General features: G+C 41.2%; 17 protein-coding genes. 5 read left to right on the top strand and 12 right to left on the bottom strand.

What is annotated here, in order from left to right:
• Positions 1–10 precede the first annotated feature (10 nt).
• The 9 genes from B4G94_RS25920 to B4G94_RS25880 all read right to left on the bottom strand — a co-directional run bounded on the left by B4G94_RS25920 (position 11) and on the right by B4G94_RS25880 (position 14731).
• Positions 11–1513: a RagB/SusD family nutrient uptake outer membrane protein gene (locus tag B4G94_RS25920; protein ID WP_165305382.1), complete on the bottom strand. Its 1503-nt coding sequence runs from the start codon at positions 1511–1513 to the stop codon at positions 11–13.
• A gap of 13 nt (positions 1514–1526) precedes the next feature.
• Positions 1527–4688 carry a SusC/RagA family TonB-linked outer membrane protein gene (locus tag B4G94_RS25915; RefSeq protein ID WP_286863026.1) on the bottom strand — a complete coding sequence of 1054 codons (3162 nt, stop codon included), beginning with the start codon at positions 4686–4688 and terminating at the stop codon, positions 1527–1529.
• 29 nt (positions 4689–4717) lie between these two features.
• Complete coding sequence (locus tag B4G94_RS25910; RefSeq protein WP_286863024.1) at positions 4718–5758, bottom strand: DUF5007 domain-containing protein; 1041 nt, start codon at positions 5756–5758, stop codon at positions 4718–4720.
• Position 5759: 1 nt separating this feature from the next.
• Complete coding sequence (locus B4G94_RS25905) at positions 5760–6431, bottom strand: hypothetical protein (protein WP_165305379.1); 672 nt, start codon at positions 6429–6431, stop codon at positions 5760–5762.
• A gap of 14 nt (positions 6432–6445) precedes the next feature.
• Positions 6446–7963, bottom strand: coding sequence for a RagB/SusD family nutrient uptake outer membrane protein (locus tag B4G94_RS25900; protein ID WP_165305378.1), 1518 nt, complete (start codon positions 7961–7963; stop codon positions 6446–6448).
• 21 nt (positions 7964–7984) lie between these two features.
• Complete coding sequence (locus tag B4G94_RS25895) at positions 7985–10918, bottom strand: SusC/RagA family TonB-linked outer membrane protein (protein WP_286863023.1); 2934 nt, start codon at positions 10916–10918, stop codon at positions 7985–7987.
• 701 nt (positions 10919–11619) lie between these two features.
• Complete coding sequence (gene lepB / locus B4G94_RS25890) at positions 11620–13194, bottom strand: signal peptidase I (RefSeq protein WP_286863022.1); 1575 nt, start codon at positions 13192–13194, stop codon at positions 11620–11622.
• Between the two features lie 35 nt (positions 13195–13229).
• Positions 13230–13964 carry a hypothetical protein gene (locus tag B4G94_RS25885; protein ID WP_286863021.1) on the bottom strand — a complete coding sequence of 245 codons (735 nt, stop codon included), beginning with the start codon at positions 13962–13964 and terminating at the stop codon, positions 13230–13232.
• A gap of 293 nt (positions 13965–14257) precedes the next feature.
• Positions 14258–14731, bottom strand: a complete 474-nt coding sequence (locus tag B4G94_RS25880) for an LIC11966 family surface protein (protein WP_241254897.1) — start codon at positions 14729–14731, stop codon at positions 14258–14260.
• Between the two features lie 265 nt (positions 14732–14996).
• Here B4G94_RS25880 and B4G94_RS25875 point away from each other — a divergent pair, with 265 nt between their 5' ends.
• The 4 genes from B4G94_RS25875 (at position 14997) to B4G94_RS25860 (ending at position 19397) form a co-directional block, all read left to right on the top strand.
• Positions 14997–17174, top strand: coding sequence for a TonB-dependent receptor (locus B4G94_RS25875; protein WP_286863020.1), 2178 nt, complete (start codon positions 14997–14999; stop codon positions 17172–17174).
• Positions 17175–17239: 65 nt separating this feature from the next.
• Positions 17240–17716 (top strand): DUF4625 domain-containing protein, encoded by a 477-nt coding sequence (locus B4G94_RS25870; RefSeq protein ID WP_286863019.1) that lies wholly within the window; start codon positions 17240–17242, stop codon positions 17714–17716.
• A gap of 62 nt (positions 17717–17778) precedes the next feature.
• Positions 17779–18798, top strand: a complete 1020-nt coding sequence (locus tag B4G94_RS25865) for a DUF4625 domain-containing protein (RefSeq protein ID WP_286863018.1) — start codon at positions 17779–17781, stop codon at positions 18796–18798.
• 122 nt (positions 18799–18920) lie between these two features.
• Complete coding sequence (locus B4G94_RS25860; protein WP_286863017.1) at positions 18921–19397, top strand: hypothetical protein; 477 nt, start codon at positions 18921–18923, stop codon at positions 19395–19397.
• A 33-nt stretch (positions 19398–19430) separates the two neighbouring features.
• On the opposite strand, the gene B4G94_RS25855 is transcribed toward B4G94_RS25860, so the two are convergent.
• The 3 genes from B4G94_RS25855 to B4G94_RS25845 form a co-directional block, all read right to left on the bottom strand.
• Complete coding sequence (locus B4G94_RS25855; protein WP_286863015.1) at positions 19431–19883, bottom strand: PepSY-like domain-containing protein; 453 nt, start codon at positions 19881–19883, stop codon at positions 19431–19433.
• A gap of 65 nt (positions 19884–19948) precedes the next feature.
• On the bottom strand, positions 19949–21235 hold the full coding sequence (locus B4G94_RS25850) for a histidine kinase dimerization/phospho-acceptor domain-containing protein (protein ID WP_286863014.1): 1287 nt from the start codon (positions 21233–21235) through the stop codon (positions 19949–19951).
• Positions 21232–21909, bottom strand: a complete 678-nt coding sequence (locus tag B4G94_RS25845; protein ID WP_286863013.1) for a response regulator transcription factor — start codon at positions 21907–21909, stop codon at positions 21232–21234. Before B4G94_RS25845 ends, B4G94_RS25850 begins: the two co-directional genes overlap by 4 nt.
• A gap of 206 nt (positions 21910–22115) precedes the next feature.
• Here B4G94_RS25845 and B4G94_RS25840 point away from each other — a divergent pair, with 206 nt between their 5' ends.
• Positions 22116–22976, top strand: a complete 861-nt coding sequence (locus B4G94_RS25840; RefSeq protein WP_286863011.1) for a helix-turn-helix domain-containing protein — start codon at positions 22116–22118, stop codon at positions 22974–22976.
• Positions 22977–23053: the final 77 nt, after the last annotated feature.

Genomic DNA, 23053 nt, shown 5'->3' with positions numbered 1-23053 from the left:
ATCTATTCCTTTAGTTCCAGTAATTATTTAATTGCATATAAGGGTTATTTGTCCGGGCAGACTTATCAATTGGCCAGGTCCAACCACCCGAGTTAAAGGCTGCAACCGACATAGGAGCACTTGTGTATTCCGAATTGATTACCTTTTTCGTACGCACCAAGTCATAAAAGAAGTTTGCTTCTCCTAAGAGCTCTCTGACGCGCTCCCACCAGATAGCATCTTTCAAATCATCCCCACTGTCTCGAATAGGTGCTGCTTTAGCACGTGTACGAATGACGTTGACAACAGTTCTCGCTTCTTCATCTTTTCCCAATTCAGCCAGGGCTTCTGCTCGTAATAAAATTGGGTCAGAATAGCGGAATACCATCTGGTTATCATCGGGATTGTTGTTTTCACCTTCTTCCATAAATACGTTGGAGAATTTTAGACATTGAAAATCTCCATTTGTCGCATAGATATCCTTATCAAACCAATACACTTTTCGTTGGTCATCCTCCGTTGGTGGATACATTTTTTCGATAAACTTCGGGTCGTAATAGATATAGGACTTGGTTGTCACTTTATTCGGCGCATGGAGCACATAATCCGAATAGGCTGCCGACAAGTGAAAACTCTCTCCAAAATTGAAGTTTTGGACAATCTCAAACAAACCTTCTTTTGTCCGGCCTTTAAAGATTTCTTTGGTTCTACTTAAGTCCAACAAGGTATAGGCTCCCCCATTTTCTTCCATCAACTCTTTGCCTAGATCAGCGACTTTCTGATAAAGCACTGTTTTATCATCCGTTCCCAGTCCTGCGATCCACATATTGATATGCATATTAAGTGCGATTGCCCCTCCCCGCATTGCTTTCACAGCTACTACAGAAGGGTCATCATAGGTCCAAGGCAGATCCTTATAAGTCGCATCCAAATCGATTGAAAGATTCTTCAATACGGTGAACATATTTGTCCTCGGCAAGGGATTCGTATTTACATCCGTATAATAAGGGACATCACCATACAAACGCACCATGAAAAAATAAGCTAAGGAACGTAGGAAAACAGCCTCTGCCTTATAGGTTTTTTTCATATCCTCACTAAGGAATGGCATATCTTTATTTTCCAATTGGTAGATGACAATGTTCGCATTTTGTACCATCTTATAGAAGTTGTTCCATTGCGTAATTCTTAGAAAACCAAAATAAGAGAAATCATCTTGTCGAGCCATCAGACCATTCAGGTCATTGTTTTTAAGATAGCTGATATAATCCCTGTCCGATCCACTCGTAGCACTTGTTCTGTTTGTCGGAGCACAGCGCAAGTCGCCTGATGCCGGAAAAAAGATATTCGTCATGGTTGCTTCTCTGAAAGTAGAATAGATACCCCCCATGTACTGATCGACATCTGCTTGTCTGGTCCAGTAATTATTTCCCGTTAATTTGTCAATCTGAGTAATATTTAGGAAGTCCTTTCCGCAGGAGCCCAAACCTAGGGATGCTCCCAATATAAATAGATATAAAAATTTCTTTCTCATGTTGTCTTCGAACTTAGAATTGTACACTTACCCCCAATGAATAGGTTCTTCTACTTGGATAACCGTTTGAGCCATCACGTCCCACGCCTGTTACCAATTCTGGGTCTGGCCCTGAATAGTTACTGAATGTGTACACATTGTTTGCTGTCAGGTTGATCCGTGCAGATGATACGCCAAAACGACGTGCCCATCTTCTGTCAAAATTGTAGCCTACCGTGATCGTGTTAATTTTCACATAAGAACCATCCTCCATAAACATGGTTGAGTTGTAACGATAAGGATTATATAATGTCAAACGTGTAAAATCCGAAACATTGGGATAATCCGCATTGTCACCCAATTGGCGCCATACATTATAGGCATCCAAGGGAACATAGGCTCCCGGGGCCCCATCACCGTAGTTTTGTCCGCTTGGATCCGAATAGTTACGGAAGCGATCCGTCAAGGCTGTATTAAGGATATCACGGTCTATGGTATAGGATAACTGCGTACGCAAAGACCAATTTTTATAGCGTGTATAGAGATATAGTCCTCCTGTAATTGCTGGCTGCGAATTACCGACATAAACTAAATCATTTTCGTCAAGCACATAGTCGCCATTTAGATCTGTAAAAATAGGATCTCCGGCACGGAAGAACTTACCTTCATTCATTTGTCCGCCAGCTCTGTAGCGCAGTCCCGTTAGCGGGTTCACCGGTACTTGATCATTTGAGGTATAGACCCCTTTATAATCATATAAGACAAAAGTAAATGCATTACGCCCTAGACGAAAGAATTGAGGAAGGTCATATCCTGATCCATCCGCCTGTACCAATTGACGTGCTCCATCCGGCAATGAGGTTACATAATCTCTATTTATCGCAAACGTTGCATTCGCATTCAGTTCCCAATCCGAATTTGCTAATTTTGGTCGATATTGGATACTCAGCTCGTGTCCCTTGTTGACCATTGCTTTCTCGTTAGTCAATACATTTGAAAACGCGTTATGATTTGCAATTGGTTTTTTATCTAAAATCTTATCTGATTGCTTGTAATAAGTTTCGTAAGTAATATAAAGCGAGCTATTGAAAAATCCAAGCTCTGCTGCGGCAGACCATTGTGTTGTCGATTGAGGTACCAAGCCCGTATTGGGAGCAATATCCAGATCTAATGATGTTGTTGGTCTATTGTTGTAGCGACCATCATCAATCTTATACCAACCGTAGATGTCAGACAGGGTCCCCGCTGGTGAAATTGTCCGACCGACCGATCCTCTTAAGAAACCTGTATCCCACCAATCCACATTTTCCATAAATTTCTCTTTCTTGAAATTCCAACGTAAACCCGCTGAAGGATTTTTGGTCCAAGGTGTTGCACCACCGGTCAGCGAACTACCATCGACACGGTAGGTCAAATCAAGAATATACTTTGAATCGTAGTTATACGAAAAGCTCCCTGCATAAGCTACCGATCTAAAATTATTCAATGAGTTTAACAAACCTCCAAGCGTATTTCGTGTATTGTAGCTAATTCCCGTTTGAAATTGATCATTGGCCGTTCCGCGAATCTTCGACAAATCTTCGGAGGATGCGGATATTTCCATTTCCGTAAATCCATAGATACTAAAAAGATGTTTCTCTTTAATTGGCTTGACATAGGACAGTTGATTCCGGTTATAGACTTTACTTTTGTTACTATAATAACTGTATACTTCTGAAGAGTTCCCTAAAAGCACCTCTGGCGTATAACGATCTTTTGTCGAAGTTGTATAGTTATAGTTGAAGGTAACGGACGCACGTACATCTTTAATAGGTACATACTGCAATTCCAATTGCCCTAAATAATTCCCGGTTTTATTCTGGTCATCCACGCCCAATGCCGATAAGGCCCCCATACTTCCAGAAAATAAGGAAGGTGAAGGGTACAGCGAGGTTGTGTTGACCGATTTACCTACCCCCGTCTGCATCAGAGCATTCCCTGAGCCCATCTTATTTTGCGCCACATTGACATTGATATTGGTCATCATTTTAAAACGGTCACTCGGTTCATACTGCATATTGGAGGTCATTGCATATCTTTTAAAACCCGTATTGGCAATGATCCCATTTTCATCATAATAGTTCATATTGGCTTTGTAGTTGAATGTTCGTTCTCCACCAGATATCCCAATATTATGCGTCTGATTCATGGTATTGCGGTAGAAGTAAGATTGCCAATCCGTTGAGTTATTATAATAGGGATTCAGGGAATCGGCCAATATTGGGGAATCATTGATACGGCGTAACGCTGCGGCCAATGTTGTATCATTCATCAGGATTTGCTCCAAACGAACCATACGTTCTCCTTTACCACCGATTACGCGACGCAATTGCGGTACTGCGGACAGGAAAAACTGACCTTGATAATTTACGATAGGCACTTTCGAATTCCCCCGTTTGGTACGCACCTGAATAACACCATAGGCACCACGCGATCCATACATTGCTGTTGCCTGCGCATCTTTCATGACCGTAATATCTTCGATATCCTCTGGCGGAATCATAGAAATGGGCGATACACCGGGGCCGGCTGTCTCAAATCCATATTCATAACCCGAGTTATCATCAATAGGGACACCATCAATAACGAATAAAGGTGAGGTCGGTGTTACAAAGGTATTGTCACCGCTACCCGAAACATTAAAGTTGGACATCCCCCTGACGGCCATTGTTCCGCGCATTCCCGGGCTGCCTGTATTGTTCTGAATATTTAAACCCGCAACCTTACCTTGCAAGAGGTCAACAAAGTTTCCCGAAGGAATATCCTGTATTTCCTTACCGGAGATTGTTACTACCGACCCCGTCAATGTCTCTCTTTTACGCTGTTGGTACCCCACTACGACAGTCTCTTCCAGTTCTTGTGCGGTACTTTCGAGGGTCACATTGTATTCCTTTTTGCCAGCAACAATCGTATACTTCTCCGTACGATAGCCCTGATAGGAAAATATCATCACCCCGCTGTTTGGGACCGAAATCACAAATCGCCCATCATCTCCGGTTTTTCCCAGATCCCGTTTAGGGTTTTCTAAGCGTATAGAAACGCCACTGAGCGCCCTATTATCGTTTCCTTTCACGACACCCTTGACCATGGTTTGGGCCCATGCCTCCCCCGCAAACAAGGTGCAAATGAAAGTTAATATTATGCTAAATTGTTTCATAATCTTTAAGCTAATTAGTCCGTCCATCATCAGTCAAATTTTGGCGTTTCATTGGTGAAGCGAAACTGGATCTCCCAATCTCCTTCTTCGTAGATCGCAAATGGCATCTCAATCCCACAATCTTCAAGAAAACCAAACTGCCCTTTTCTGCGGAATTTGAAATTCATCACGGCATATGTACCATCGGTTGACGAATAATCAGTTTTGATCGGTGCCAAGGGAATTGGATAAGCAACATCGTAGATGACCTTGCCATTTTCAAATCTGTGGTTGAAACCATGTACTAATTTACCCCATTCTGTCGCTGCAAATTTCTTTACATCTATTGGACGGTTTAACGAATCCAAGAAACTTATGGTCAAGGTTCTACTTCCCGTCCCCTTGCTTTCCAACTTATTGAAATACACATTAATTAGGCTTGGATAAATATATTGATCAGTTCGTTCACCATACAAATTGGTTGTCCTGCTGGGATGCGTATAAGGAAGGGGCGATAAACCTGTCACTGGATCCATGATGCTTGGTTCAAATGCACGCTCACGATAAGGCTTTAATTTGAAATTCCGCAAATATCTGCGTCCACCAGTGTTACTGATTTCGATATCAAATACATAGCCTGAATCTGGCTGTGCTTTGACAAAATTTGAATTTACGGCCTGTCCCCAAAAGTTTATATTACCTGATTTCTCCAGAATCTCAAGAATTGGGCGATATTCTACCTTACGTTTACTTTCAATTTCTGCAATGGATTTCTCCTCACCACTATATGACTTTGTCCAGATTTTTACCGGAAATTTATCCTCAAAAAGTGTTGAAAGCTGTCCATCAATATCACGCACATTTACAATCTTGAAATTGAGCGGTTGTGAGGTATTCTGCCCTATATTGACAATATTATTATAGAATGTATTTCTTCCTAACAATGGCATAAATTCGTTGGTGCTATACACCACGTCGGTACCCAGTGAGTCTTGGTCATCCGGAATATACTTATTACATGAGGCCAGCATGAAAAGTCCGATCCCGAGCACCAATAACTGTTTTACCGATTTAAATATTTTCTTTTCCATGCTATTTGTTTAATAATTTAGCGAGTTTACTAAATCCGAAATTATGGCTTGGAGCCAGGACATGTAACATCCCGTTGTGGGTACGGATATTCACCACAGATGTCGCACTTTCCTGCCAGTAGCGTTGAAAAATAGACTTATTCATATCACTCAATATGATCTGTTGTTGACCGCCACCAATGATACCGGAAGCAGATGTCACTTTGTATTTTAAGGTCATACTATAATCGTCAATGGCTTTAATCACCTTTCCTTCCACAAAATCTCGCAAGTAGGGAGTATCGTATTCACCATCAAAGGCATAATGGTAAGTTAATGAATCAAGGATCAATTGGGGAATTTCTTCGAGGTAAAGTGGAGATCTGTTTCCCGCTTTTCGTACACCGTTCATGGCATCCAAAGCATTGGTAAAACTGCTGTTCGTCATGGCGAAAAAGGTCGTTTTGACATTGGCATCTTTCAACTTTGCACGTACCGAAGGAACACGATCCAAGACTAACAACAAGGAGTCATAGGTATTACCTTGTGATTCCAAAAATTCCAATGAAGTTCCGTCAAATTCAGTATACTTGACCTGAAAATCTTCGTAATAGGTATTTCCTTTTTTACAACCAGCAATGCCAAAGAGCAGTACGATTAACGATAAGCCTAAAAAAATATGTTTGTTTTTCATGATTATCTATTCTATTATTTCCAATATGAGTTTTGCACCAGTTTGGAGTTTCTTTCCAATACATCCGAGGAGATCGGCCAATAGATTCCACCTTTCTGAATTAAATCGTTCATGACTGGATTATTTTTCTTAATCTTTGCCAGACGTATTTGATCGTACCATCTCCAGCCTTCTCCCATCAATTCCCGTCTTCTCTCCAAAAAGATCTCTTCCAATAAGTCTTTTGGCGAGTTGCTGATATAGGGCTTTAGGCCACGGCGCTCTTTAATCACATTGAGGTACTTAATGGCATCATCACGCTGATTGAGTACAGCTTTTGCTTCTGCTTGCAGTAAGTAGATCTCTTCAAGGCGGGTAAAAACCAAGTTCGATCCAAAAATGGAAAAATCAGAATCACCATTACCATTACGGATGACTTTGATTTTACTAAAAATCGGGATATCGCCGTTGTAGTTGGTAAAGTAATTAGTCCGTACCAATCCCGACACCGAGTCAATACCGAAACGCGTGTCGTTGACGTCATCAAACAATTTATTGATCGTGTCTCGGCTCACATAGATATCCGGTTTAGCTTTGGTGACAATTGGATAACCCAAAGTCAATGATTCGATATGCCCAGTATTCGTCGCTTCACCCAATTCGTAGGAAGAGCGAATTGCTAAGATCTGTGCGCGCGTACTTGGCCCAAATAGACCATCAGCTGGATTCACCAATTCCGGTGTTGTCAACAATTCAAGACTCGCTTGTGAATAGTTGTCGATAACAAATCGGGAGTATACCTCGGAATTGATGTATTTGCCCTGCCAAGCCGCTACGTGTGCCAACAGGGAATAGGCTGTAATTTTGTTGACCAATACGCCGACCCAAGTAGCATAACTTTCGCCATAATAACTTTGTGTTCCGACCGCATAACGGTAAGGTAAATCCTGCGCCGCGGCTAATAGTTCGGTTTCCGCGAAAGCTAAAACAGTCGCTTCGGTCGATCGCGCAAGTTCCACAAAAGAACCGTTATCATACGAATCTTTTAACAATGGAACATCACCCCAGATACGGACCATATAGAAATACATCAGGGCACGGATTGTACGTGCTTGTGCAACATCAAACTTCATATCGCGCTCTGTATATCGCTTATCTTTGGCCATCACTTCGGGAGCCCGTTCGATAAAAAGCGATGCCGCATTGATGACCGCATAAAATCTACGCCAGTCTGTGAGATCTTTAAGTAAAGGATAAGCTGATCTCAATTTATTTTCTTGGACGACACGAAGATCGGCACGGGAATACGGTGTGAAATCACCGTAGCGCATCTCTCCATACACCCAATGCCCATAGTTATCAACCAACGCTGCCCGCATCAGGCCATAAATGCCCATTAGGTGCGCGCGTGTATCAGATATGGATTGCCATTCCAGTTTCTCGGAGCCGAGATTGGATGCAACAATATCCAATTTTTTATTACATGAGCTCGTAAAAGCAGTTATGCCCATTGCCATCAGTAACATGACCGTCCATCGATTATATCTTTTCATACTCTTTCTACTATTAAATTATTACAGCTCTAACTTAACGCCTAAGGAAACCATTGGAGACAATGGTAGTCCATAACCTGTATAATATCCATTAAAATCTATCAGTTCGGGATCCGCTCCTGAAAACTTGGAAATCGTCAATAAATTGGTACCTGCAATGTAAACATAAGCTCTACGAATGGTCTTCATCTTGTCTTTCACATTGTTCAATTGAGCAAGATCGTAGCCTATCGTCAAGGATCTCAACTTTAAGAAAGAAGCATTTTCCAAAAACAGATCTTGATCCACACGGTAGGCAACAATCGGGCTCCAAGGATTATAAATCGGGTATTTATCCAAATCAACATCTTGCTGCCAATGAAATACTTCGCGAATCCCATCCAATGAATTGGTGCTTTCGGTATTGATGAAATTATACTTATTTGAAGCGCGTTGATTCAAGGCCTTATGCCCAAGCGCAAAATACCATTGCATATTCAGGTCGAAACCTTTGTATTTGAAATAGTTTTGAAACGAACCTGTTAGTTTTGGCATAGCATTACCTTTCAAGACACGATCTTCATCATTGATTTTAAAATCTCCGTTTTGGTCTTTCCAGATCGGGTCTCCCGCGGCAAAATCCACTCCGTCAAACTGAAGTTTTTGACCGTTCTGTACGGGGATACTCACCTCGGTATCATAAGATCCTTGATTTTCGTACAACCAAAACTGATCAATGGCCTCGCCTACTTTTAATAGGCGATTACCCACTTTCAATTGCTTGCGCCCTCCTGGAAGTGCCGTCAATTTATTTTGATTATAATTTAGATTAAGTGATGTATTCCATTGTAATGTCTCAGGATTAGACAATACTTTTGCCGACAGGTTGACATCCACCCCAGTGTTTTTTACACTTAAGCCATTAACAATTTGTCCAGAATAACCATACTCAGCAGGAATTGGTGAATTAATCAATTGATTTACATCTTTCTTTTGGTATAAGGAGACTTCAAAATCAATTTTTTTCTCCAATAAGGTTCCATCAACGGTCAATTCAGCATGATCTGTGTAAGGCCATTTGATATCGTAACCTACCCAACCTTCTGAATAAGGTCTGGATGCAACGGCGAAACCATTATAGGACACCAAGGATTTTTCGGATCCCCAATTTAGATCTGCGGTATAATTTGGGCCAATGGCAAATTTACTCGTAAATACCGGTTTCCCAATTCGCGCCCAGGAACCCTTTACGCCTAAATGGTTAAATAAGTTGTCCTCATTTTCGGGAATCAAATGATATTTCGCAGCGAATGACGGTGTCATCAACCAACGTGAATCAGGTTGCATTGTTGAAGAACCATCATAACGTAATACCGCATTTAAGTCCAAGAGATTTTTGTAGCTATAATTGGCAGCCAAATACAGGGAATGCAATCGAAAATCCTCCCGGTTACTATAACGGTTCACATATAACCCACCTATTGGTGTCAAATACCCCTCCTTATTAGGATCACCATTTACCACGTTAACCTTGATAAAATCATTAGGTCCATCATAGGCACGTGCATAATTGTAACGATACAGATCTTGCGTATAAGAAGATCCTAAGGTCAAATCCAACTTATGCTGTTCTTGAAACTCCAGATTATATTCCAAACGGTTGTTATACACCAAACGCTGATTAAAACCAAAATAACTCGACATATAGTTATTGGTTTCCATCAATGAACCAGGGAAAAAAGCTTGTCTTGCACCCTCAGAATAATCAATTCCTAAGGAAGTATTAAATTTTAGGTTCTTGAGAAAATAAAGATCCAATGTTACCAGCGAATTTAAAAAATTGACCGTATTCTTATCCAAAGCCGTTTTATAGATATCTAGATACTGGGCATACATTTCCTTATTTGGTGAAATTGGCACCGATAAATCAGGTACATAGGACGCTTCACCGAATCGATCTCTGAGACTGCGGTTGCGATCTCTTAAACTACGGCTTGCATTGATTGTCGCGCCAAAATTCAACCATTTGAAGGGCGCCATATTAACGTTAAACAGGGCATTATAGCGCTCAATATTTGTCTTGTCGACAGAGCTTGCATTTTTGGTGTAACCACCCACAAAGGAAAAATTCGCGCGATCATTACCCCCACGGATACCAATGCTTCCACCGTAAATCGGCGTGGTTTTATAATATTCTTCATTCCAATTGGCCGGTCCATAATAATTTACATTGGTCGAATCACTGAGATAGCCCGGATAATTCAAACGGTCTGTTGCAGATCCATATTTATTATAGAATATCGACCGGAACATATTTTCATACTGGGCATTCACTGGTGTCACTACCGGTTTTGTGGCTAGTCCAACATAGGTATTAATGGAAATTTGGCGTTCCCCTGCTCGACCAGGTTTGGTCAGGATCCAAATTGCTCCATTAGCTGCTAGCGGTCCAAGCCTTGCCAATTTAACCGGATCTTTTATCACTTCGATAGACTCTACAGTTGCGAGGTCAATACCTGCGAAGTTGTCGGTTCCAGGTCCAATACGATTGAATTGATACTGTTGAATGGAGTAAGCAAAGTTGTTGTCTCTTGCGATAGGTATTCCATTAATAAATACGGTTGGTTGTACATTAACGGCGTCTTTGATTTCAAACAATGGCGATCCTAACCCGCGAAGCACCATATTCTTTGGTGCACCTGGTTCACCTGTCGCTTCTTGTACGTAGAGACCGGCAACTTGCCCTTTCAAAACTTCCGGAATACTGACAACGGGCAGTGTTTCAACGTTTCTTAAGTTTAGACTGTCTTTGACACCCTGCTTTTTCAATAAGGTGGCCAGTCGACCTTTAAGTAATCGCTTGTCAACCTCACTGATTTCAGAGGTATCCTGTTTTGAAGTCCAAAAATTCAAGTGGTTAGCCTTGGCATTTGGAAACATAGGGACAAGAAATAAAAAACAAAATAGTCTTTTCATTCGATTTATGTCTTAGGCATTAAAAAATTGGTACTGTTCGGCTAGTAAATAAGCTTAGTTTCGGCTTTAATAAATTTGGACTTGCGTCCTGTTAATCATTGATAGTATGTAACAATGCTACAACAATATTTTTAAAGTCAGACATAATGGGATAAACGAAATCGATTGCGTAATCAAAGCAAACGATTGCACAACTTCGTATTCATAGTCTACGAAAATGGTAGTTTTATAAATTTATAAAGAAAGTGGATCGCATCTTTATATTTAATTAAGAATCTCCTTGTTTTTAGTCAATATATTTTTATATTTATTTTTTAAAACCAATGGAAAATTATTCGCCATTTAGCGCATCTTAATCGAAGGATAGTCGCAATAAAATCGAAGGAAAAATTATAAGAAAATAGGAGTATTATCGCTATCTCGACATAGCTTTCTTTCAAATGATGCAGAAAATATGTTAGGCTATACTTTCTTAATCAAAATAACATTACAATAAAAACAGCTGTTAGCGATGACCTCCGTTTACATCATCGTACAGGCGTGCACACGTTTCGACCGCGGCCCTAGATTTTCTTTGCGTTTTAGAAAATTCATTTATAACTAATGCGGCACAAAAGGATTGGTCCGCATTAGTTATCTAAACATGTAAATAAGCCCACTCTAGCAGTCTTATCTTAAATATTCCGCTTGGGGATATTATTTTATTTTATACCCTTAAAAATCCGGTTCCACCGTATTTTAGAAAATCCATTTCCGTTTGTGTTCCAGCTCATCCAGGTAAATAAAGCTTTACCCACAATATGATCCTCCGGCACAAAGCCCCAATCCCTTGCGTCCAACGAATTATGTCTGTTGTCCCCCATCATCCAATAGTAATCCATTCTGAATGTGTAGGAATCCACTTTGTTGTCATTCAGGTATAAACCATCCGCCCTCTTTTCCAGGCGGTTATTTTCATAAACCCTGATCGCGCGTTCATAAAGAGGCAATGTTTGCGCGTTCAGAGCGACTTTCATCCCTTTTTTTGGAATCACAAAAGGTCCAAAGTTATCGTAATTCCATTTGTACTGCGGATCATTCGGGAATGTATTGGCTTCCGGTTCCCCTGCTTTGCGCAGGTTCATCTGCATCGATTTAACATTAGACCAAGATTTTACCATGTTCACCTGATCAGGTGTTAGAAAGACCACATAAACTCCGGGCTGAATCTGTGCGATTTCGATCCCCATATCACGCATTCGCTGTTCATCCAGGCCTGTCTCATCAGTCATCACGGTATAATCCATCTGACTTTCTGGAGCAACGAAGCCAGGTTGATCGTTTACATAAAGTACAGCATCGCGCATGCTGATTTTATCACCCGGCATTCCAACACAGCGTTTGATCAGATGCTCCCGCTTGTCCACTGGACGTGTTTGAATAGTAAACTGTTGATGGACGGCTTCGTAACCCATGGAGCGAACCAGATCGTAATAAGGCTGATCCTGATTCTCTATCGCGACAGTATCTCCGGCCGGCGCATTAAAAACAATGACATCATTACGTTTGATCTCCTGAAAACCGGGCAACCGCTTATAAGGAAGTTCGATCAGTTCAGAAAATGCTTTACCACCGAATAAAGGCATGGTATGATGTGCAAAAGGAAAAGCAATCGGCGTATTGGGAATACGGGGACCATAATTCAACTTACTGACAAACAAATAATCGCCGATCAAAAGCGACTGTTGCATAGAACCCGAAGGGATCATAAAAGCTTCCAGCAAGAAACCGCGGATCAGCGTTGCGGCCACCGTCGCGAAGACAATGGCATCCGCCCACTCTCGTACCATAGATTTCTTATAGGGATATTTGGTTTTAAATTCATTGTAGGATTCATGCAGCAGCCTCAGCTTATCCTCTTTTGTCAGCTGTGCGTCCTCAGCTGAAGCTTTCAGTTTTTTAGCATAAAGTCCATTTAGAAATTGAACGTTTTTGTCTCTTCCCCAGAGCGGTAATACGATAAAAGGGACCAGCACCGCAGCACAATTTTCCCAAAATCTTCTTTTACCAAAACAATGGATGAAATCCAGGTATAAATTATAAAAGACAAAGACATTCACGATCGGAATGACCAACAATACAATATACCAGACAGGCCGATTGGTTATCTGTCCTTGAATCCATTGGCTGTAAACAGGTACAATCCCCTCCCAGCCACGACGCTCCGCCTTCTCAAACAAAAGCCAAAAACCATAAGCAGCAATGATGGTCAGTACAATAAAAAGAATAAGCGCCATATGTTGTTTTTTTTCGAAATGTAAATGGATGAAAGTTAGTAAATAAACAGTCTGGATTGGTCTGATGGAGATTCTTTTGCCTGCTGTAGCTCATTATATCGTACAATGTATTTGATAAACACATCATAGTTATACTTTTGCTCCTTTTCAAATTCAGCAAGTAACTCTGGCTCATCATTAATTAACTGCGTGAAGGTAATCTGTCTTTTCTTTTTAGCATTGCTAAATAGGCCATTGTTGTTGCTATTGATTTCAGCGACCTCACCAGTTCCTTTTTTCAGTGCATATGCATATTTATTCTTATTAACCAATATAGTCGGCATCATTCCGGCACCACCGCCACCAACATTAACTGCGGCACCACCACTAAATTTTAGTTCTGAAACATAATAGGCCATTATTTCACCATCGGCCAGCACTTCCGCAAAAGTTGGATCCTGATCTATTCCCTTCTGTATGCGATACATTTTTGGGCTTGTTCCGGGGACCACTTCCAATCCTTTTTCTACATAGGATGGTGCATATACTTTCTTTTTGGACTGCCAGTACGCACGGTATACCTGGTCAGGTGTAAAAGTCAACTTTTCCTTTTGTTGATTTTCAAATTTAAGTTTATTGTCCTTTACAGATGAAATCTTCCCATATAAGGTGTCAGCATTCATCAACACCAGGTAATCTAGCTTCTTTTGATCCCCCTGAGCCCAAAGTGCTGTCGCTGAGAATAGAAAACACAGGGTGACAGCATTGGATAAAATTGAAATAATTTTCATTAGATATAATATATTAAATTATCTTTCGCAGTATAGGGAATCCTCCCTAATCATACAGATCGTTGGTATTCCTGCCGCTATCACAAAATTAACTGATCGCACAGGTTTTACACCAGCATTTTGTCGCATAAATCTACATAAAAATACGAGATTCAATGAAAAGTCCTTCGGCTTTAACATTTCATTTGCATCTCATGTTAAATTCCCATTCCTCGCCAAACTCAGCTAATGCCGCTATAAAAAAAGCCGCATCAAACATGACACGGCTTCAGTGGCGCTTATCGACTAAGTTTCTAGCCCTTATATTTACCCTCAAATTCGGTAGATGCTTTATTCACACCATTGCTCATATTTTCAAAGGCTTTATTGATATTATCCAGCAGTGCTGATTCGGCAGTAGCGTCAGGCGTTTTGTTCTTGCGCAACTCGATCAGTTTTGGATAGTCTTCGGTAACGATCTTTTTATAACCGTTGAGCCCATCGAGTACCGCCTTCTGAAAATTGGCGTCACCTTTGAAATCACCGAGATCCTCCACTTTCTTGATATCTTCATTCAAGGCTTTCTCCCAATCCGAACGAACCTGCTCTGCCTTCGTATAATCAGATGCATTCATGGCAGCATTCATATCAGTGATATGCTTTTCACTTCCATTGATGACCGTAATAATTGAATTGTTATAAGTTGCAGGATCCTTCGTTCCTGAACCACAACTTGACATCGTCAGTACCGCTACGGTCAAGATGCCTGTTATAAATTGTTTCATCATTGTTGATATATTTTATAATTTATTTGTTTTCTTATTTACAAACGCTCCCTCCTATCCATTCCGTATTGACCTCGAAGAAACTGCCGTAGTAACCCTTTAATCAACTTACTCAAAGATAGTTGAGCTACAGATTTCTTTTTATCACTGATTTCAGGGATTTATCATCACGAAATTAATTTCGCAACACAGTTGCTTTTGAAGTCTTTTTAACTATATTTGTTGCAACTTAATTGCAATACATAATTTACAAACAACTCAACAATTGATGAACAGGCGTACGATTTTTACTCTATTATTCACCTACGGCATCCTATATCCTGTTTTCGCACAAGAAAAAGCAGCAAAAACCATTGGACTGCGTGAGGTACATGTTGAGGGCAAACGTTATAAACATTCTGCGGAGGGCGTCCTATCTATGGATGTCTTAACCAGCGATTCCATACAGAAATATCAGGCAGGCAGCTTGATGCAGACCTTAAGTCGGCTACCCGGGGTCAATGCCATAGGCATAGGTGCCAGCCAATCCAAACCACAAATTCGGGGTCTGGGCTTTAATCGGGTAGCCACCCTAGAAAATGGGATTAAGCACGAAGGGCAGCAATGGGGTTTGGATCATGGGCTGGAAATTGATCAATACAGCATCGGCACCGCCGAAATCATCAAGGGAGCCGGTTCATTTATGTATGGGTCGGATGCCATTGGCGGTGTTATCCGACTCCTGCCACCAGCTGAACTACAAGCGAATGGATTGAAAGGTGTTGTTAATTTATTGACCAAGTCTAATAACGCTACTTATGGAGGATCCCTGCAACTGCAGGGCAGAAAAGGCAATTGGGTCTTCGGTGGCGGTGTAACACATTTGGATTATGCCGACTATCGTGTCCCGACTGACACAGTGTATGTATACAATTATGCGGTCCGGTTAAAGGATCGCCAGGTGCGCAATACGGCCGGCCGGGAGACCAACTTTCAGCTCAGGGGAGGTTATACATCCGATCAATTTTCCTCCATTTTCTATTTAAGCAATTATCACACTAGAATAGGCTTTTTTGCCAATGCACATGGTTTAGAGCCACGCGGAGTGAATACAGTCTTGTACGACCAATCAGACCGGGACATTCTTTACCCAAGCCAGCAGGTTAATCATTTTAAACTCATCAATCGAAATTATATCGCACAGGGCAGACATAAGATCTGGGTGGATCTTGGTTACCAAAGAAATTATCGCCAGGAGTTCAACAACTATACTGCACATGGGTATATGCCACCAGTCTATCCCAAGGATATGAACATGCCCATTCATCTTGAACGACGCTATGACAAAGAGATTGTTAATATTGCACTAAAAGACCAGTTCACCCTAGGCACACACCGGTTCACCGTTGGGGGCAATGCTGAATACCAGCACAATAAAATAGCTGGCTGGAGTTTCCTTATCCCGTCGTACAAACAACAGGCAGTGGGGGCATTTATTCATGACCAATATCCGATCAACGATCAAATGATACTCTATGCTGCTTTACGTTATGACTATAGCCACATACATACCTCACCCTATCAGGACTGGTTTGCCTCCACACTGGAGAACAATCAATCGGTTCATATTGTCAGAGCAGATGAACTTCGCCGTAGTTTCAATAGCTTGGTTTGGTCGTTAGGGGCAACGCGACAAATCGGCTCATGGGAAACCAAACTGAATGTTGGTAAAAGTTTTCGGGTACCTATTGCACAGGAACTCGCCGCCAACGGGGTAAATTATCATTATTTCAGTTATGAAAAAGGCAACGCATCCCTTTCACCCGAACAATCCTACCAAGTCGATTTCGCCCTGGCCCGGCGTTCGAGGAATGCTTACATTGCTTTCACACCCTTCTTCAATTATTTCGCGAATTATATCTACCTCAATCCCACGTCAGGTTATGATCAGTATTACGGAGCGGGCAATCAAATATTTGAGTATGCCGAAAGCAAGGTACGTCGCTATGGTGCTGAACTAAAAATGGAATATCGCCCTTTAGCTCACTGGAAGGTAGAAATACTGGGTGAATATGTTCGATCCGAACAATTATCCGGCAGCAAGAAAGGCTATACCTTGCCTTTCTCTCCTGCTCCTTCACTTTTGGTAGACCTCAGTTGGCTTCCAAAAAGCAGCACATATTTTAAGGAGTCTTATCTCTCTTTGGATTGCAAATGGACCGCCCGGCAAGACCATATTGTTCCACCAGAAGAAAAAACAGCAGGCTACCAAGTCTTCAATTTCAGAGCAGGAACACAGTTGACATGGGGCAAGTCAGCACTGCAATTGCGCTTACAAGTCCAGAATATGTTTGACACCAAATATATGGATCACACCAGTTTTTACCGTCTGATATCGCTCCCGGAACAGGGACGAAATATCGTCCTATCTATTGGTATACCATTTGGGAAGAAAAACCCAAGCTAATCGACATATTCATCCAATCACAGCACAACTAATTGATTAAACTCATGATAAAAACGAACACACAGATGCAGAGACTGAAACAATATGCGCTTATGGGCCTCATGTTGGCCTCCACCATCGCTTGTAAAAAGGATACCGAAAAGATTGACACCGAAAAACCAATCATCGATCTCAGTGCAGCAACAGCTTTTCCAAAGCAGTGCAGCCAAATCAAACGCGGGTCCAGTTTTACCTTTCACGCGAGACTATCCGACAACGTCGCTTTGGGCAGTTATAGCATTGACGTTCATCACAATTTTGACCATCACTCCCACAGTACCGAGGTAGAGGAATGTACATTAGAACCCGTCAAAAAACCTGTCAAACCGTTTGTGCTTGTCAAGTCCGTCAATATACCCGGACAACCACAACAGTATGATGCCCAACTTCAGATTGACGTTCCCGCAGACATCGATCCCGGAAATTACCATTTTATGATTCAAGTGACAGATCAATCCGGATGGAGCATACAACGCGGAATTAGCGTACGTATCGTGGAATAACGCCACTTAAATTGCAACTATACTTAAATTATTTTTTATTATAAAATTCAAATCCAATGAACATGAAAACTAGAAACATTAACTTATTCCTGCTGTTTACAGCGCTTGTCTTTGGCTTCCTGTCTTCCTGTAAGAAAGACGATGCCGATATCCCCATCTCAACAAAACCCGAAATCGGCACCCTGGAAATCGGATCCGATAATAATAAAACAGTAAAAGCAGGCTCGGATCTCCATTTAGAAGGTGATATTGTGGCGGAGGCACTCATCGACAAGATTGTTATCGAAATCCACCAGGAGGGCGGAGGTAACTTCAAATTAGCCAAAGTTTATACCGACGAAAAATATGTCGGTAAAAAAAATGCAACTTTTCATGAACACATGGACATTCCATCTGAAGCGCCTGCCGGTCAATATCATTTTCACTTTACAGTAACCGACAAAGCCGGGAATTCGACAACCGTAGAGTCGCCATTGACGATACAGGCGGCAGATGCCAAAGTTGCTTTTAAACTGGTCTTTACCGAAGTAGATGCCCATGCCCATGGCGATCACTTCCACGATATCGCTGATAAGTCTGGGGTAGAACCTATTTCAGTGAGCTTTGAAAACAGCGGCAAGGCATTAGGAGATGGTCACGCCCATATCAAGCCCGCAGGTGTTTATAAAATTGACTTCAAACAATTTGATGCCGCAGGGCAGGAAATTCAGGGGCAGTATATTAAAGATAAAGCAACAGCAAGCCTTTATAAAGCCTTCTTAACCGGTGGCGCTTTTGTTTTGAATTCCAATAGCACAACCTCAAGCGGTGCAGTCTTTCAGACAAAAGAAACAACTTATGGGGATGGTTCGACTGTAACAGGTGCCGTTGAAACGACTGGTATCACGAGCTATTTTACAGCCGGAAAAGATAATGCGGGGGAAAAAGATGTTGCCTTCGTGCTACGAAAATTTAAGGACGCAGCGACGAAAGCTACGATTACCCGTGCGGATTGGAACCGCGCCGACTATGTGGCGAAATATCCCGGAGAGGATATCATCCAACTATCCTTTGAGATGCATGCCGAAGAGGGTGAAGATTAATTTAAAGCGACGACTATTTTAATAAAAAACACCTAGTTAGGAAGGCTAACTAGGTGTTTTTTATCCAAATTATTTATATTCGCTATATTGAATTAGCAGGTAACACACATCAATAACAATTTATGACTATTTTTTTAGCCCTATTTTTTACAATTCTGATAGGACTAATATTATTTATCTTCTACCAATTCACAAATAAATCCAAATGGGTAACCTGGATTTATTTGAGCCTCCTGATTCCTATTTTTATCTTTTGGTTATATCTATTCAATTGGAGAGAGCCGAGTAAAGATCGTGTAGAATCACTGCTTGGATTCTCCATTGGAGATGATATAGAAGTTTTGCGCGATGATTACTATGACGAATTACGCGACTACGATTTAATTTATAAAATCAAACTCAGTGATAAAGCGATTCGTCAAATCGATAACAATCTACAACAAATAAGCACCTTTCCCCTAAATGACTCAATTTCGAAATCGAATTGGGTAAAAGAAAATCAGATTTATTATTACAACAAAACACAAAACAGTCTTTTTTATGACGTAAAAATTGACATCCGTGCCAAAACAATTGAATACCAAGAAACAAAGATGTAACAAGGATGCTTTGTTAAAATAAGCTTACCATCATCAATCTCTTACTTTTCCTAACATATTCCCTTTGGGATCGACCACAAGTTTCCATTCGTTTGATCCATTTTTTACTTCGAATGCATAAGTAACCTTTTGCTCCTCCGTAATCTTTTTGACATCTTCGATACGATAGCCGGGGAATTCCTTTTTTACATTGGCAATCACCGCTTGTGGTAAATCATTTTTTGCAAGTTCTTCCTTATGGCGCACAATTTTACCGTTGCTCTGAATCCAAACTTCGTGATCTGTTCCAAACAAACCCGTTTCAAATTCGGCTTCATAAAGACCCGCTTTCAGCTCCCAGTCAACCCCTTTTGCTTTCGGGAATTTTTGCTGAAAACTATTTACCACGACAGCAGGTACTTGACTTTGGGGAATATCCTGAGCAAAAGCTCCAATCGTTGTAAGTGCTAGGATACATGCACTTAGTATTGTTTTACATTTCATCATTTTACTTTCCTTAATGTATTACAAAGTAAAGCCCTGATTCTGTAAAGATTTGGGAATGTATTTATTTATGCTTGACGAAAATCCAGTTTAAACATATGCTGATTATTTCCATACTGGTATGCAATATGAAACCCATACAAATTACATATTGCCCGTACAATCGCCAGTCCCAATCCCGAGCCTTTGGATGAACTATCCGATTTATAAAATCTTGAAAAGACCTGTTCAGCATCCAGAGCCCCCTGAACACTTGTATTTGCAACCAGCAGTGCATTTTCAGTGATCGTAATATCAACTTGCCCGCCCTCGATATTATGGAACAAAGCATTACGGATCAAATTTGACACCATGATATTGGCCAGAGAACTATCTAACTGTAGGTTAAGCTCCAGTTGTTGTAGTACCTGTATCGTGATATTTTTAAATGCGGCCATATCCTCGAGTTCCTCGACGATATGTGTCACAAGGGTGTTGAGCGAAAGATCCTCGTTGTTTAAAAATTGCCTGTTTTCAATCTTTGTAAGCAATAATAGTGACTTATTCAATCGCACCAATCGCTCCGCAGTGTTCAATACTTCGGCAATTGCATTTGCCTGTTCAGGCTGCAAGCCCTCTGTTTCAGCCACCATTTCAAGTTTGTTGATCATTATCGCCAAAGGTGTCTGCAATTCATGTGAAGCATTCCCGATAAACTGCTTCTGCTGTTCATAGATTTCCTCGTTATGTTGGATCAATGTTGTTACAGCAAACTGCAAATCTTTGAATTCCATAATCTCGGTATCCATCGCCGGTTTGCCGTCTGATTTCCCAAGACGAAATTTGGTCAGCTGATCTAAAAAATGATACAGGGGACTCCATAATCGTTCGATAACCACCTTATTGATCGACACAATACTGACCACCAGCAGGACAAATAGAATCAGAACAGAATAAAACAGGTTTTTGATCAGATCACTCTCCTCGATCATCGAATTAATAATCGCAAGCTCGTAGTAATGCCCTTTATGCTCAAAAGCCGTTGTCAGCATACGCACAGGCTCAAGCTCAGGTTCAGGATCATCGTCATCCTGCATATAAAGCATGGTATCTTTATATACATTCTGCATGTTGATCGCCTGCTGTTCAGAAATTTCACGTACCTTATAATTGTTAACTCCAAATTCCAGATCCGGAGATACAATTGCCTCAGAAGCCAGCTCCTGAATAATTAAGCGCTTTTGATTCTCCAATTCCTCATCTATATTATCATGGATCACTTCCAGCATAAATAAATAAAAGATGGTCGACCATAGTGCAATCACAACAAGTACGGAGACAGCGAGATATTTAAGTGTCTGATTGGCTAATTTCATTTTTCAACAAGTTTATATCCTATGCCATAGACCGCCTCAAAATCCACATCCGCCTGTTTCGCCAAAAATTTCTTTCGAAGATTTTTAATCTGGGAATAGATAAAATCGAGATTATCTGCCTGATCGGTATTATCTCCCCAAACATGCTCTGCCAATGCGCTCTTACTGACCAGGCGGTTTTTATTCAGCAAAAAATAATTGAGGATATCAAACTCCTTTCTATTCAGTGCGACAGGTTCACCGGCAATCGAAAGACTACGTTCATTCAGATCCAGCAGCAGATTGCCCATTGCCAACGTATTTTTGCCATCACGTTGTTTTCTGCGCAATACCGCTTTAATCCGGGCATTTAACTCGGCGATATGAAAGGGTTTGGTCAGGTAGTCATCGGCTCCAAGTTCCAGCCCACGCAGCTTGTCATCCAGGGAATCCTTCGCAGAAATGATAATGACATTATCCGATTTACCCTCCTGTTTAAGTAGGTCCAAGACCTGCAATCCACTCCCCCCCGGAAGCATGATATCCAGCAAAATACAATCATAGTCATAGACCGAGACCTTATCCACCGCCGATCTAAAGTCGCCGGCAGTCTCTACGATATAATCTTCTTTAACAAGAGAGTCTTTCAATGTTTCCCTCAATTCCGCTTCGTCTTCAATTACAAGTATTTTCATTGGACAATTGTTTTTTTAACCAAATTTCACCTCTATTCAACTTTTCCTTACCCGTTACAAATGTATTCCGAATTTAGGAAAGAATTGGGAAAATGACTATTGTTCTTTGCCGACATCAGGACAGTCCATATCGAATAACTGTTTATTTTAATCCATTGCCTCAAATGCTATGGGCTTTTCGTATTTTAGGTCTGAGACATTGTACTATGGATAAACGAAATGCTAATAGCTGGGCACCGGTCATTGGGCTGGACGGTTTTCGCAAAGAACAGACCGCCGGCCGGGAAGAACTTCTCTTCAATGAATTACATGGCGAAAGGCTGATCGAAAAGCCCCATAAGCACGATTTTTTTATTATCAATTTATTTGATACCGCCTCTGGTGTCCATACGATTGATTCGATTGACTATCCGATTAAAAATCATCAGGTACATGTGCTATTCCCGGGTCAAATGCATAAGTGGCACGTTTATGCCGGTACAATTGGCTACCAATTGATGATCGAACGCTCATTTTTTGAGCATTTCGCACCCTTCTTTCGCTTTTCTTTTACCAACTACCAGAACCACCCTGTGATCGACCTGACTAAAGAAGCCTTCTTGCAGCTCCACTACGAATTTGAATCAGTCAAAAAAGAGCTGGAGCGTGAGCATTCATTGATCCCCCTGATTACAGCACGTGCTGGTGTGATCGCCGCCATCGTCAGCAGGGAAGCAGAGCATGTATTCACCGAATTTAAAGTCTATCAATCCGTCCCTCGTCTTGCCAAATTCAATATGTTGATAGACGAGTTTTTCAGGGAACAGAAATTAGTTGCTTTTTATGCCGAGAAGCTGTACATCTCCCCCAACTATCTCAATATTCTGTGCAAAAAACATTTGAAGATATCCGCCACCCAGCTCATCCATCAACGGATCTGTGTAGAAGCAAAACGCCTTCTTCAAAGTACGGAATCATCCATTAAAGAGATTACATTCGAATTGGGATTTGCGGATCAAGCCTATTTCTCGAATTTTTTTAAGCAGCAGACGGGTGTAAGTCCAAGTGATTTTCGGGAAAAAAGATAAATCGCACAAGAAATGGCAGAAATTACCCCGTAATACGCAAGGTCTCTGTATATACCTTTGTAAAAGGCTGATTCATT

The organism is Sphingobacterium sp. UBA7625 (assembly GCF_002484085.1).
GTDB lineage: Bacteria > Bacteroidota > Bacteroidia > Sphingobacteriales > Sphingobacteriaceae > Sphingobacterium > Sphingobacterium athyrii.
This window is presented reverse-complemented; position numbering and strand designations above follow the sequence as displayed.

What these genes read in the sequence shown, in the direction of transcription:
- B4G94_RS25840 (WP_286863011.1), top strand. Translation starts at nt 22,116, where the DNA reads ATGGATAAACGAAATGCTAATAGCTGGGCACCGGTCATTGGGCTGGAC.
- B4G94_RS25870 (WP_286863019.1), top strand. Translation starts at nt 17,240, where the DNA reads ATGCAGAGACTGAAACAATATGCGCTTATGGGCCTCATGTTGGCCTCC.
- B4G94_RS25845 (WP_286863013.1), bottom strand. Translation starts at nt 21,909, where the DNA reads ATGAAAATACTTGTAATTGAAGACGAAGCGGAATTGAGGGAAACATTG.
- B4G94_RS25855 (WP_286863015.1), bottom strand. Translation starts at nt 19,883, where the DNA reads ATGATGAAATGTAAAACAATACTAAGTGCATGTATCCTAGCACTTACA.
- B4G94_RS25895 (WP_286863023.1), bottom strand. Translation starts at nt 10,918, where the DNA reads ATGAAAAGACTATTTTGTTTTTTATTTCTTGTCCCTATGTTTCCAAAT.
- B4G94_RS25865 (WP_286863018.1), top strand. Translation starts at nt 17,779, where the DNA reads ATGAAAACTAGAAACATTAACTTATTCCTGCTGTTTACAGCGCTTGTC.
- B4G94_RS25910 (WP_286863024.1), bottom strand. Translation starts at nt 5,758, where the DNA reads ATGGAAAAGAAAATATTTAAATCGGTAAAACAGTTATTGGTGCTCGGG.
- B4G94_RS25850 (WP_286863014.1), bottom strand. Translation starts at nt 21,235, where the DNA reads ATGAAATTAGCCAATCAGACACTTAAATATCTCGCTGTCTCCGTACTT.
- B4G94_RS25900 (WP_165305378.1), bottom strand. Translation starts at nt 7,963, where the DNA reads ATGAAAAGATATAATCGATGGACGGTCATGTTACTGATGGCAATGGGC.
- B4G94_RS25915 (WP_286863026.1), bottom strand. Translation starts at nt 4,688, where the DNA reads ATGAAACAATTTAGCATAATATTAACTTTCATTTGCACCTTGTTTGCG.
- B4G94_RS25875 (WP_286863020.1), top strand. Translation starts at nt 14,997, where the DNA reads ATGAACAGGCGTACGATTTTTACTCTATTATTCACCTACGGCATCCTA.
- B4G94_RS25860 (WP_286863017.1), top strand. Translation starts at nt 18,921, where the DNA reads ATGACTATTTTTTTAGCCCTATTTTTTACAATTCTGATAGGACTAATA.
- B4G94_RS25905 (WP_165305379.1), bottom strand. Translation starts at nt 6,431, where the DNA reads ATGAAAAACAAACATATTTTTTTAGGCTTATCGTTAATCGTACTGCTC.
- B4G94_RS25885 (WP_286863021.1), bottom strand. Translation starts at nt 13,964, where the DNA reads ATGAAAATTATTTCAATTTTATCCAATGCTGTCACCCTGTGTTTTCTA.
- B4G94_RS25920 (WP_165305382.1), bottom strand. Translation starts at nt 1,513, where the DNA reads ATGAGAAAGAAATTTTTATATCTATTTATATTGGGAGCATCCCTAGGT.
- B4G94_RS25880 (WP_241254897.1), bottom strand. Translation starts at nt 14,731, where the DNA reads ATGATGAAACAATTTATAACAGGCATCTTGACCGTAGCGGTACTGACG.
- lepB (WP_286863022.1), bottom strand. Translation starts at nt 13,194, where the DNA reads ATGGCGCTTATTCTTTTTATTGTACTGACCATCATTGCTGCTTATGGT.